Origin of the sequence: Natronospira proteinivora (assembly GCF_024170465.1) — a bacterium.
GTDB classification, from domain to species: Bacteria; Pseudomonadota; Gammaproteobacteria; order Natronospirales; family Natronospiraceae; genus Natronospira; species Natronospira proteinivora.
The window spans coordinates 143,862-157,357 of record NZ_JALJYF010000002.1; the positions used below are offsets into that span (position 1 = coordinate 143,862).

Genomic DNA, 13,496 nt, shown 5'->3' on the forward strand with positions numbered 1-13,496 from the left:
TCACACTCATTTCGGCAAACCTCAAAACGAGCGGTCATGAGTGGAAACGACCCAATCGACTGGTACAACCAACACGGCAAGGAAGTAGCCGAAGGCTACGAGCGCCTAGACTTCGCCGTAGTCCACAATTGGCTGCTCTACCTGCTACCAGAAGACCGAAACGCCACGATCCTGGACATCGGCGCAGGATCCGGCCGCGACGCCGCCTGGCTGGCAGAGCGCGGTCATGAAGTCGTCGCCGTCGAACCCAGCGACACCCTGCTCGAGGAAGCCGACCGCCGCCACCCCCACCCCAGAATCCGCTGGCTAAAGGACCAACTACCCGGCCTGGCCCAGACCCAGCGCCTGGGACTGCAATTCGACTTCATTCTCCTGAGCGCGGTCTGGATGCACGTCCCGCCGGACGAGCGCCCGCACGCTTTTCGGCAACTTGTCCGTACGCTAAAACCCGGCGGACGGCTTGCGCTCACCCTACGCCACGGGCCAGCCGACGCTGCCAGAGGTTTTCACCATGTTTCAATTGACGAGGCCGTGGATCTGGCGAGCAAACACAACATAACGATAGAATCATTGGAGACCAACATTCCAGACGTAGCCGGCAGACGGGACGCGACCTGGAGCAACATTCTCCTAAATCCAGAAATTCTGCATAAGCGCTAATTAACCTAGGGAGATAAATGTTCAACTTCCTGCCGAAATCGACCACTCTAGATGTAGCCTGCCTATCACGGCTATTTGAACACAAGACCACCTCTTACAAACTGCTCTTTTTTGGTGCACTCTTGTCTCTTCTGGAGAAAGAAAGTGAACGCAAAACCTGGAAAGGAAAATACAGCTACCGATCGATCTGCATTGAGATGCTTATCGACGCCTGGTACCCACATCGTTTCTTTGCACTATCCTTTGGCTTGCAAGATAAAGTTGGATCTATTTTAGAAAAAATTGAGTTCCCTACCGATGAGAATGCGTGTAAAGCGCAAAACGCCCGAGACCTAAGAGCACAAATCGAATATCAGTTCGAAGCAATCCAGGCAAAATCACTGCTTAGATATGCCCCCTACCGTTTGTTAACGCCGTTCTTCACAAAAGAACTGAGCGGAACCCGAGATTCAGCTCGACGAATGCGAATAAACGAGCTCGCTGACCAACGCTTCTTTACACCAACTCCACCGCTATACCGTATTTGCCAAATCGAGCAAACCATACACCTCCATCCCTATTGGATGGCTTACTTAACCCAACACTTGCCCATCATAAAGAGCTGGCATCAGCATCACTGGGCTTCCTTCCTTCAATCACGAAATCCGAACGTCCCTGCTGTTATAACAAAGGCTACAAAACCCTCTTTCCGGCGATCTCTGACCAAACAGAAAGCCTTTTGGGAAAAAATCTTAGGTCACACAGAAATTTATTGCGTTTACAGCGGAAAACTACTAACCAAAGAGAACTACGCTCTAGACCACTTTCTTCCCTGGTCATTTGTCGGTCATGATCAACTATGGAATCTCATCCCTTCTGACCCAACACAGAACTCGATCAAAGGATCCAAATTACCTTGCCGTCATGACATCCAGAAATTCATTGAGACACAGCATCACGCTCTTACCACGAGCTACGCACTGCTTAAAAAAACGGAGTGGAAAATAGCTATAGAATCATATCGGACCGACTTAAAGCTCGCCCCATGCGACATAATCGATAAAACCGAGCTTACAAACGCCTATAATCAGCAATTAGACCCTATGATCTCGCTAGCCGAAAACATGGGATTTGTTAAACGTAGGTAAACCATCGAAAAGGGGGCGGAATTAGTTCTACCCCTCCCCACGTCATGCCGAAAGTGGAGATTTCCGCATAAATGCATGATTCAGTAGAAAAATGAAAGACGTACCGGAAACAGTAAAGCTAAATGATAGCCTATCAATGTTAACGAACATGAAATGGCCCTCAACAATCGACACACAGACTCTAATTCTTGTCGAACCACAACGACTCGGGAACACCCACAATTCACGAACTTGACATCTTAAGCCCAATATCAATTCAGTTAGAGACCTGATAGCGGACCTATCAGGTCTTCGCTAGATCGACGAATTCCGAGATCCCACTGTCCTTAGTTGCATTAAGCAAATACCCTACACCCCGCTGGATATGTCCTCGCAACTGTTCGTTCACTGAATCCACGGTTAGAGGCAACCCATCATTCTGACACCGCTGCTTAAGCAAACCTAGGTAAACATCCGCGTATTCGCCGCCAAAAGTTCGCCAGGTCATCTCAACCCCAAGTTCCGTCCCAATAACGTCCTTCCTAATCGCAGTCGGCTCATTCAGAGACATACAAAATGCCCAGCGGCAAAGGATGTTCCAATTCTCGATCTTTGTCCGACGCTTTAGCGTCATCAGCTGATTCCGACAGCGCTGGTCCAGGCGAACTGTTTCGATCGTCGTATTCATGCCGCGGTCTCCTCGAAATATCCTTCGACGACATTTGTACCGCCAGTTTCATCGTCGTACGAAAGCTCATAACAAGCGGCTAGATGAGGCTTGAGCTTCTTCAAATAGCGCCCATCGATCTCTTCATCCGTAGATAGAAGGATCACTTGGTGACTGGCATTAGGGAAATAATTCTCTACCAGGTTCGTCCGATGACTGCTATCCAACCGACCCAACGGAGTATCAATCACTATAGGCAGTGAACGTCCAGAGGCTTTTGCAAGCCCCCACAAAATAGATGTCGCTAATAGCTGGCGTTCCCCTGCTGACAGATGCCGGGGCTGGACAACCTCCCCATGAATGCCTCTGAGATTAAGTGTCAAACTGTCGGGATCGATCTCGACGCCCCGAATGAGGCCAGTTTTCCGTAGCAAGCATTGGTATGACTCGAGGATCAGAGATTCCAAGCGAGCAACATGCTTCTCAAGAACTCTCTTTTTGAAGCTTGTCATGACCTCTCTTATTTGAACGGCCCTATCCACTATTCGGCCATCCAATTCGTCTCGTTGGCTATTTAGCTCAATATTTTCATATGTCTTCGCCAACTGTTCATCTAGAGTATCCAGTCCCTGTCTACAGGACTCCCAGGCATTCTTCGACTCTTGATACTGAGCCTCTGCATACTCAAGTTTCACCTTCGCGTCCGCTCGGGCCTCTATAATGTCATGCAAGGCGCCCTCATCCGGGATTCGAGCGATTTCACGCTCAATTTTAGTCAAAGCCTCTGATAGCTCATCCAGGTCTTGCTTTACCTGCTCTACCTTTCCTATCGACTTGTCCAACCTTTCCCCTTGGAGGAGCCCATTCAACTGATCTTTAGCAGGTTCGTCCAATGCCAAACCACTAGCCTTATTCCCAGCTGTTTCGTGCAGGCCCTCTCGCCTAGCCGCCAGACTCGACTCTAGGGTGTTTATAACCTTATGGTCATGAATTTTCGACTTAAGGTCCTCCAGAAGCGCGGCATCACTTGCGGACAAAAGCTGAACGGCTACGGACGCACTTCGCGCTTCAGAATCCGACTCTGCCTTTCCTTGCAGCGCTACAAGCTGATCTTTTACCAACGCCAGGGGTAGTACGCCGCTCGCCAGTTCACGAAGGTCTCCCTCGTGGGACCTTAGCCTTAATTCAAGCTCCGTTTTTTGCTTCTCCAGATCTTGGCTACGCTCAAAGAGCGAGCCGCCTCGAGCCTCGAAATCTGCCTCTGCCTTCGATAAACGCTGCTTTGCCGCCTGCAAATCGGCGTGCTTTGCTATGCTATCAGACTGCAAGAACTCCAATCGTTGCATCGCCGCCGCGCGTTGCTCTTCGAGCCTCCGGATCTCGTCATCTGACCCTGGGGATGCATTCTGTCGTCGTTTTTTCCGTTCCACTGCCGTCAGATCGGCTTGCAGCTGATCGACCAACTCAAGCCCTAGAAGTGAGCTTATCGCTGTTCTCAGGATACTTGTCGTACGGCTAGGCTCGGCCAATGCCTCGATCTGCTCCCCATCAAAGAAGAACAGGTTGCAAAGCCTCTGAGGGAGAAATCGCTCAACCTCTTCCTCCCAGTTTTCGCTCAAAGCCGGCGAATAACCGCCATCAACATAAACCTCAACTGACTCACGAAAACCCTTACCCTTCACCCGCCAAGTACGTACAAGCGTGTATTCATGACGCTCAGAGCCTTCAGACTCTTCAAATACGAGCGTGATCGCTGCACCTTCCTCTGGTGAAACTGCACGATTCGTAAGCTCAAGGAGATAATCTTCGTAGGCCCGACTTCCTCGTCGGGCTGTCTGTGCCAATTTCCCATACAATGCAAGCTGAATAGCCTCGAGAAATGTCGTTTTACCACCACCGTTCAAGCCACCAAATAGCAAAACCGGCTTATCCACGCTAGTTGATGAAAGGTCTATGACCTGGCGCCCCTGATAAACACCCACATTGTGAAGTGTTATTTCTTGAAATCTCATTCCGCCTCCCCCGCTACGTGAGCTGACTGTTCCGAATAAGCGCCGGCATGCTCCTTAATTTGCTTAGTCGTATCCTCACTGTTGATCCTATACTTACGGTGAATCTTCGCCTCACGTTCTTTAAACTCAAGCGCTTCCTGGCGTGTCTCAAACGCACCAGCCTTGAGAACCTTCTCCAAATCCTTAAAAAGGCCGCGTCGGCTAGCCATTCCCTGATAGCGACGCTCTACGGCCAAGAGATTCCTCGCTGTTTCATAACGCATGGGATTGTTCTCACACACCTCACGCAAGAGCTCAAGCACTTCACCTTCAAAAAGATCGACGATGGCTCTTTCAGTCCCCGGGTATGGCTCCCCCATTGCCTCTTCGTAGATCTTCGGAACCAAGTCCTCGACTTCATGTTTCTCCGTCAACCAAATCCGGCGGATTTCCTCTAACTCCTCAAGGGAGATCAGGTCCAGCTCGGTCACATAGTCCGGCGCGAACTCGTCATCCCGGATCTCACGCTGAGCCTCCAAAACCCGTCTCAACCAATACATACGAGAGTCTTGGGTATAAGGCCCCGGAATCAGCTGTGCTTCGCCATCCTTATCCCGATAATATTGAAGATGCCCCCCCATCCTCCTGAAATCTCTCCTCTCTCGATCTTTCTCTCTCGCTTCATCGCCGCGGAAATCCAGCTCGTTACGAATCTCCAGGAGCGGCATCATCCATTCCTTCTCATGATCATTCTGGATCATCGCGCCCATGGATTTATCTTCATCGACCAAAGTACAGGTCCAACAACCAAACCGGCTGTTGCCGCAACTCGGCGTACTAGTATCCACCACTACCGGGCATTCATTGTCTTCACTCGCACCCCGGTACATAGACAGCAAGTCTTTGTTGTTGAATGACCATGGATTCGGGACCTGAAGCAGAAACGTCCAAACATCGTCGTTACTCCAATCCTCAATTGGCGTATAGACAAGGGTGTTGACAAGATCCGGATGGCCCGCGAGCTGCTTTCTCACGGCACTTTTCTCTCTGCGCTTGAATGCCTGCGCCCTCGTAATACTTTCCTGCCGTCGGGCTCCAAGGAGCAAAATCACCTCACCATGGCGGCTGGCTACGTTCTCGATGAATCGGTTAGAAGGTTTAATCTTCAGACGCTCAGTGCACCACCTGAACTTGGGACGCGGCGCTGGATAGCCACGCCCAATCAGGTTTACCCAGAATGTATTCTCAACATCGGGCTTCAACAGGTGCGGCGTAATAGGCATGGATTGCTTCTCTGCCGCTTCTTCCATCGTTCGAAGCGAGTTATCCACCCATGCCGCAACGACAGGGTTCTCTACTAAGGTATCCGTGGTAATAACATGAACCGGCTTCTTTCTCTGCGCCTTTGGGAGCTCGGAAAGAGCGAGCCAAACAAGTTGCACTACCGCACTGGAATCTTTGCCACCGCTATACCCAATAACCCAAGGCGTACTATCGGAGAGATATAGCTCACGGATGGCTTCTTTATGGTCGCCAATAGAGTTCGCAAAACCCCCGGCCGAAAAGATGCTAGTTCCCGCTGCTGCTCGCTCTTTCATCGCTGGCTCCTTGGAATGCCCGTTCCAGTCGCTCTTCCTCCGGTGTCAGTTCCAGATTCAGATAGTGTTTAATTAGATTGCTAGTCAATATTAGATTTTGCTGAGCCTTTGAGACACGACCACCGATCATGGCCCGGCCCTCCCACACTTTGGAGTTCGAGCGTGACCAATCAATATCGTCGAGCCCCTTTAATTTTGCTTTCCAATTCTTGGGATAACGGCGCATAAGCGCATTCCCGACACGACCAAGCGAATGGATCGCGATGCCATGCGAATGGATAAAGTCTTTTCGCACTTCGCCTGAAGACATCTGTCGCTTTTTCACAAACTTCCATTCAGGCATATGAGCCGCGACTGCCTCCCAGAACTCAATCGCGCGCTCAGCAGCCTCTTCCTGGTCATTCAGCTTAATATTCTTCAAGAGCTCGTCAGTTGCATGATAGAGAGCACTCAGCGTAAAAAGCTTCCGGGATCTTGGAGAAAGGTTGCTTCTCTCCATTTCCACGAGATCTTTCAAGAACTTGGATTTCAATACGGTTAAACGGACAAGCTTCGCCATGTCATCGCGATGATCGTAGAGCACGCCAAGTGATTTACTCGGACGGATACCATGTCGATTAAGGTCGGCAAACATCTGTTGGCAACGCTGTAGCCCTGGATCGAGAAAAAAAACTACTGCGATACTCTCGTCGCCGAGGTCCGGCTGTTGCCTGAGCGCTTCTTCGATAGCGGCTCTACGATGCTGTCCATCGTTGATAATAAATTTTGAATCCATGGGCACACGGAGAAGGCCGACAAGGCTCTCATGCCCGTCCTCGCCCAGCGACTCGAACTGGACATCTCCGTCAATTGAGGCCGTTAGGGCGGAAAATACGTAGTTGTCGCGATTCCGCAGCAGATAGTCCGCCATGTCCGGCACACGGCCCCGATTTAGGGTCCGCTGCGCCCGCAACTCCGGGGACAACTCCGCCTCGTCTTCATCGAACAGGAATATTTTGGGGATCAGGCGAAGGGGGCACATTGAGGTAAAATATTCCCGATTCGCCTGGACACCCCGTATCGCTGGAAACGTATATCCGAACCGCATATCGGTGGCCACGGCCCACTCCTTGAATTCCACGAAATCTTCGGTAAACTGTAAATACAATACATACGTTTGTCAATTAACTGACGTACGTTTGGATCATCGGAGGCTCTAGGTGCCTGACAATAGGCCAATTTATCTGGATTGCGCAGCCACTACCCCCCTCGACCCCAGAGTCCGAGAGGTGATGCTCGAATATTTCGACATTGAGTATGGCAACGCGGGAAGCCGTACACATATGTACGGCCAAGAGGCGGCGAAGGCGGTAAGACGTGCTAGAGAGCAGATCGGCGCTGTAGTCAACGCTTCACCCATGGAGGTCATCTTCACGTCGGGTGCGACCGAAAGCAACAATATCGTGCTCCTTGGTTGCTCCCCCTATGCAAGAAGCAAGGACCGTCGCCACATCGTAACAACCGCGATAGAGCACAAAGCAGTGCTCGAACCCATGGCAGAAATGGAGCGTCAAGGTTTCGAGATCGACTACATATATCCGGGCGAGTCCGGACGGATAGACACGAAAGATATTGTACAGTCAATCAGGTCGGACACTGCGCTCGTCTCCGTCATGCACATCAATAATGAGACTGGCGTAATTCAGCCAATTGATGAAATCGCCGACGAATTACCTGAAGACGGTCCTATCTTTCATGTCGACGCCGCACAGGGATTCACGAAGGATCTTCGACGCCTAAGGCATCCGCGTATAGACGCTATATCAGCAAGTGCCCATAAGATCTGCGGACCAAAAGGAGTGGGAGCCCTCATACTCAGAGCACGTCGAAAAGCATCCCGAAAACTGACTCCGCTTTTCCATGGGGGACGACAGGAACGCGGCCTAAGGGCAGGCACGTTACCAGTCCCATTGATAGCTGCATTCGGATACGCCGCTGAACTCGCAACAACAAATCACGACCAATACCGATCAATTGCTAATTGCCGAAAAAACGAATTCCGCCAGCAACTAAAACAACATCACGCAATAATCCACGGCACAGAACCTACCAGCCCATATATCATTAACTTTTCGATCCCTAACTTAGATTCTGAAGCTTTAATATTAGCTGTAAAACATTCTGCCGCATTAGCAACGGGAAGTGCGTGTACGTCAACAGAATGGAAACCCAGTCATGTTATCTCTGCGATGTACAAAGATGGCTCGTTTCAGGACACAGCATGTCGTGCATCCTGGTGTCACATGACCCCACCGATTCCTTCCGCTTTTTTTTCACCCATTTAGTCCCAAGCATAACCATCCCGCCGCAGACCAGTACTTGCAGACAATCCCCCAGGTGAAATATCTATAACTGTGATGCGTCCAATAACACTTCTACATAAACCAATACATCACGCCTACCGCTACAACCATGACATCCCGTTTCAACTAATAGCGTATAAAAACACCTATGGCCTCCTACAACAAAACAATGCGACACACGCTCAAAAACAATCCCAACTATTTACGTTCGCTTTTAATCTGACTCGCCGACAGCTCCCAACTCGTCCGGCTCCAACGCTTCATCGTCTGCGCTCTCTATACAATCTACAAATTCGATCGCAATGAACTCTTCCCCGATACCCCGGAATTCCTCAGGCAAAAGCACGCTACAATTATCGGCACAGCATGGAAAACTCCACCTGTCGATCACGAATTTCAACATCTCATATTCTCGTTTCAGCACACAATCATCATCCCACGATACTCCATCAGTAAAACTTGGGATTCTTTTCTCGGAGTTTGTCGCATTCGTTGACGTAAATGAATAAGCCCCGCTCTCGTCGCTGATCTTTCTTTCAATGGATTTCCTTGCAAGGAAATGGTTACCTGCCGTCAACGACAAATTACCCAGACGATGCTTATACTTGTCCGCCTTAGCCTCTTCAGGCCAATGCGCTTCCCACCATCCGGCATCCCGATGCTGCTGCGGAAGAATGTGTTCAATCGTGTTTTTCTTTTCGGCTGGCTTTACGCGCCACTCCATTGGGCTAACACCCTCTGGCGAAACAGAGAGCTCATATTCATATAGAAAATAGTAACAGTAAGCCCATCCAGATACCGTTGGGTCAAACGGATACTTTGGTTCTCCACTACACAACTGATGAATCACACTTTTGAGCGGCGCGTCTTCTACTGTTAGCGCGCACAACTCTCTCAGAACAAATTCGATGTCTTTATCATTTCTTAGAACCTCATGAGCGAGACCGATTATCTTAGTTGCATTTCTATCTATCCGACGCCCCATCACAGCATGTACGCGGAAAGTGTATTTTTCGCAAGCTTCCGCCAACCTTTCAAAGTCTAAACTGGAGAATTTCATATGCCCCGTAACGAGAAGAGCTCGAGTGATTGTGCTTAGTTCTAGGTTATCTAATGTTCTAAGCCATACCCCTGCCCTAAACGTTGATTCGTTAACACACAATTTACTCCTCTTCTTCGAGGTAATAAAACCGAAAGACTTTGCGTAGCTTGACCAGATGTTCACAAATCCAAGAAAATTGCTTTCTTTGCTCGCCTCGCTATCCTCCAACAGGCCCCGATAGCGCTTAACGAATTCCGAATGAACATCCGATTGGGAGACCTTCACTTGGTGGTAAACATTATAGATCTCATTCACAAAGGACTCTTCATGGCTTCGCCCACCGACACCATATCTATCAAGCTCTTCCAACGATTTGTACCACTGACTCTCTGCGTCTAGATTCGCCTCTCTTCTATTAGATACAAGAATACTAAAATTTTTGATTTTATCGAACTGACTTAGCGGCAACCCTCGGGAATTAATTGCATCAAATGTTAGATATCTATCGATATTCTCCGCGCGTAAATCTACCAGAATGAAACGCGCTTGATTTAATATCTTATTTTTCCACATCAAGCACTCTGAATGGTCTTTGTCACTGAAGAAATTCTCCGACCACACTTTCACATCCAACATGTTATTCATTGGTGCTGTTCTTGATTCAGGCATTGGGCTACTGCGAGCGATGTCGACACAGTGATTCAAACACATGTTGAGGGCATCGTTTTCGTTCTCTATGCGCAAAGATAACGCACCACCCATGTTATATGTGAGAACCCTTTTGAATTCTTCCAAATCCGCATCAGAAGCGTCTAATTCCTTTAGGCGGCGAAATATTGCATTCAACAAGAAGAAACACGCCGTAATTCTCTGTTGTCCATCCTCAAGAATTACTTTTTTGGTAACATTGTAATCTTTCTCCTGGATATCCCCATCGTCTACAGTGGTAATTATTATGGGACCCATATAGTGATACCTATTACCCACCAGCTCTAAATCGCCGAGAAATTCTTTTACATGTCTTGTTTCCCAGCTAAACCCCCTCTGATTATGTGGAATAACAAACAATCTCTGCCGTATAACCTGAATCAAACCTTCCATGCCGTTCTCCTGAACCTAGATTATGGTAATGCTTTCCAACGAGATGCAACGTTGGAAAGCCACTCCACAAGCGAGCACCGAGAAATTAGCAAATAGCGTAAAACGTATCGGTGGAGATCCGCTACCATTAAACGCGCCTCGGACACATCAGCTTCGCACGCACCCTCTCTCTGATACGCAACTGCGGTAGACAAGCGAATCCCAGCACCGATCGGAATCTCGAAGTGGAGCCTCTGCGCGAGATAAAGGCTCACCACAGAGAAACACAACTACCGAGCCCCTTATACATTGAACACATAGAACACCTTGACACGCGGATAACACTGTCCAGAGCACCCGCAAGTCGAAATAATTCATAATGTTAGATGATCTAGATCGTAAGCTTTTAGATAAGGGTGGAGGGAATCAATGGCTTCTTGCCAGTTTTCGGCAAGCATTGCGAACTCTACAACACGCTCAACCTCTCGCTTTAACAAATTCTTTGCCGCACTTTCTTGCGACTCGTGAGAAGTAGACAAAAGGACTAGATAGTCATAGATCTCCGCAAAGTCTTTACCCGGTGCCCGACGGAGTATCCGACCTCGGCGCTGTATGAACTGCCGGGGATTACTTGAGCTAGCCAAAATAAACGCTCTGCGACACGCGGGGACATCCACACCTTCATCTAAACATCGAATTGCTAGCAAGGCTCTTATCCTGCCATCAACGAAGTGCTGTAAGATCTTACGCCTCTCTGCAAGGGTTTCCTTCGAAGTGAATCGTCCTACAGACCAACCTGCTTTGTAAGCTGTTTTCGCGACTGACTCTAGGTGACTGACCTCCCCTTCTACGCAATCCTCATAATCAGGGGTCCCCGCACCACAGTACACGAGCGTATATGGCGTATTCTCCAAAACTTCCACTTGCTCTGAAAATCTACGCAACTTCTGGCGCGAATGCGCTACGATTTGTGCACGCTTACCTAACAAAGCTTTTAACCGGGTATTCTGAATATCCGAGCCATCAGATTCAGCCGCGTACAGTCGAGCAATCTCATCTGATAAACTGATATACTCGTCGGATTCATCCTCTTCTAGCCGAACACATTCTAGATAGTATCTATAAGGAGTTAGAACTTCATCCTGTAGAGCATCTGCCAACCCATAACGGGATACGATATCCCCAAAATACTCTGATAGTTGCTCGGCCATTTCAGAACTACCACGAACTGTGGGTGTCGCGGATAAACCCAACCTATACCTAGCATGCATCGGTAGGGTACTCGAGTACGATTTACTAGCTAGATGATGGCATTCATCCCCAATGAATAGAAGATCATCCCCCGGTATTTCCTTTAGTTTCGATTGGAAGCTATCGCTACTCAACGTTCTATTCACAACCACGCAACAGACGAGTTCCAACGCACCAAGTTGATACGATCTCAATGCCGAACTAAGCTTATCCCTCCATTGATCTGATGATCGATAACACCTAATTGGAGCCACTCCGAATTCCTGAAGGACATCAACCCATTGATCCGCTAGGTTCTGATACGGGACGGAAATGACAACGAATAACTGCTTAAGCGCTTCGAATAACTTTACTAGACCGTGGCATGCCATAATCGTTTTTCCGGATCCCGTTGCATATTCAAGCACCCCGCGATAATCGCTTCCCTTCCAACTGTACAACCCTTGGTACTGATGGTCTCGCAATTGGTAAGGCTGGCCATTTATAACGTCGGGAATAGTCGGTGCCAGCGGCCATTCGTCTTCCTCTTTTACGTGCTGCTCTTCTCGGCCAGAGATGCGACGCCAAAGGGACACCTCCACATCTGGATTCGGAATTGGTTTTCCCGCCACCCTTCGTATCAACCTTTCCTTGACTGCGTTTGGAAAGTCAGTAACGAACGTGCCTTTCGCTTTGTTATCCCACAATCTTTCAAACTTCTCGCGATGCATTTCTACATGCTGCCGAAATGCTGGATTCCAATCGTAGAATACGTTCACCGACTCAAAATTGAAATCCGGCATAACTCCCGGTGCTGTCTCATTTGATGATCCAGAGAACACCAAACAATCGCCTGACCAATCATAGACAATCCCTACCTTTTCGTGGAATATCCCTCGTGGCCGTAACGCAATCCGAATATCTAATTGGCCAGAAGCTATTAGCCATGACAACGCATCCAGTCTATGATTTACTAGGTAATCTCCGATATTATCGATAACTTTGAAATACCGCTTTTCGAGATTAGATTCGATCGATTTTAAGCCATAGCCTGTCTTTATTGCCTCCAAGTCTTCGTCACTGACTTCTCCGTTAAAGATTAGTCGCATCTTCCCGTCAGACTCGATCAAGTTCGATAGGCCTTTCGCTGCAGCTGAAATAATCCCGCTTGTGAAATACCCAACGGACCGATCATACTTTGCGGCACATTTAAGAACTGGAAAATAAAAATCCTCAAGAAAATCATCTACATCTGATGAATAAACAGCTTTCCAGCTAAACTCTTTAAGACGATTAGAATTCGACATCAATCGACCTTTTATCACCGATAATTTCCTCGTCTGCCAACTTTATGGCGAGTCTTTCAAGATATGTAAGACCAGAAGACGATCCGGGTTCGTCTATCATTGTGCGCTGAACTATTTCTAAACCTCCGTTAACATAAGCTTCGAACAATCTGTGTGCGAGATCTTCATTCTCATCCGAAAGGATAGACGTCGATCGATCGTGAGCAAGAACAACTGCATAGTAAATGTCCATTGCTCGGTCACTCTTCTCAAAGATTCGACCATCAACAATTGTGACAATCTCGCCCGTCAAATGACGTAGATTACTTTCCGACAGCCCGAGAAGCGCTGCAAAACAGACGAATTCCCGCATTGTTGGAAAAAGCGGTTTCCCAGTTTTAGGGTCGACAGATTCACAATACTTTCTCACTACCTCTTCCGCCGACATCTCAAACCCTTGCTGCGTCGTTGCCTCACATCTAATATTCTGCATG

At 48.6% G+C, this 13,496-nt stretch carries 10 protein-coding genes; 3 read left to right on the plus strand and 7 right to left on the minus strand.

Annotated elements, in window-relative coordinates; all coding sequences use genetic code 11:
* Positions 1–36: 36 nt before the first annotated feature.
* Together J2T60_RS07960 and J2T60_RS07965 are read left to right on the plus strand one after the other, a co-directional pair.
* Positions 37–660 carry a class I SAM-dependent methyltransferase gene (locus tag J2T60_RS07960; protein WP_253448067.1) on the plus strand — a complete coding sequence of 208 codons (624 nt, stop codon included), beginning with the start codon at positions 37–39 and terminating at the stop codon, positions 658–660.
* A 17-nt stretch (positions 661–677) separates the two neighbouring features.
* A complete protein-coding gene (locus tag J2T60_RS07965; protein ID WP_253448069.1) occupies positions 678–1,787 on the plus strand; it encodes an HNH endonuclease domain-containing protein in 1,110 nt (369 codons plus the stop codon).
* 283 nt (positions 1,788–2,070) lie between these two features.
* Here J2T60_RS07965 and dndE read toward each other — a convergent pair whose 3' ends face one another.
* Genes dndE through dndB form a run of 4 tightly spaced genes read right to left on the minus strand, consistent with a single transcriptional unit; the run spans position 2,071 to position 7,109 of the window.
* Positions 2,071–2,454 (minus strand): DNA sulfur modification protein DndE, encoded by a 384-nt coding sequence (gene dndE / locus J2T60_RS07970; RefSeq protein WP_253448072.1) that lies wholly within the window; start codon positions 2,452–2,454, stop codon positions 2,071–2,073.
* Positions 2,451–4,445 carry a DNA sulfur modification protein DndD gene (dndD, locus tag J2T60_RS07975; RefSeq protein ID WP_253448075.1) on the minus strand — a complete coding sequence of 665 codons (1,995 nt, stop codon included), beginning with the start codon at positions 4,443–4,445 and terminating at the stop codon, positions 2,451–2,453. Before dndD ends, dndE begins: the two co-directional genes overlap by 4 nt.
* A complete protein-coding gene (gene dndC / locus J2T60_RS07980; RefSeq protein WP_253448079.1) occupies positions 4,442–6,022 on the minus strand; it encodes a DNA phosphorothioation system sulfurtransferase DndC in 1,581 nt (526 codons plus the stop codon). Before dndC ends, dndD begins: the two co-directional genes overlap by 4 nt.
* On the minus strand, positions 5,994–7,109 hold the full coding sequence (gene dndB / locus J2T60_RS07985) for a DNA sulfur modification protein DndB (RefSeq protein WP_301288422.1): 1,116 nt from the start codon (positions 7,107–7,109) through the stop codon (positions 5,994–5,996). Before dndB ends, dndC begins: the two co-directional genes overlap by 29 nt.
* Before the next feature lie 112 nt (positions 7,110–7,221).
* Between dndB and J2T60_RS07990 the strand changes: the two genes are divergently transcribed.
* Positions 7,222–8,346, plus strand: a complete 1,125-nt coding sequence (locus tag J2T60_RS07990; protein WP_366518297.1) for a cysteine desulfurase family protein — start codon at positions 7,222–7,224, stop codon at positions 8,344–8,346.
* Between the two features lie 232 nt (positions 8,347–8,578).
* Here J2T60_RS07990 and J2T60_RS07995 read toward each other — a convergent pair whose 3' ends face one another.
* The 3 genes from J2T60_RS07995 to J2T60_RS08005 form a co-directional block, all read right to left on the minus strand.
* Positions 8,579–10,507 (minus strand): GmrSD restriction endonuclease domain-containing protein, encoded by a 1,929-nt coding sequence (locus J2T60_RS07995; RefSeq protein WP_253448088.1) that lies wholly within the window; start codon positions 10,505–10,507, stop codon positions 8,579–8,581.
* Positions 10,508–10,860: 353 nt separating this feature from the next.
* On the minus strand, positions 10,861–13,041 hold the full coding sequence (locus J2T60_RS08000) for a DEAD/DEAH box helicase family protein (protein ID WP_253448091.1): 2,181 nt from the start codon (positions 13,039–13,041) through the stop codon (positions 10,861–10,863).
* Positions 13,010–13,495: a DNA phosphorothioation-associated 4-like protein gene (locus J2T60_RS08005; protein WP_253448094.1), complete on the minus strand. Its 486-nt coding sequence runs from the start codon at positions 13,493–13,495 to the stop codon at positions 13,010–13,012. Before J2T60_RS08005 ends, J2T60_RS08000 begins: the two co-directional genes overlap by 32 nt.
* Position 13,496: the final 1 nt, after the last annotated feature.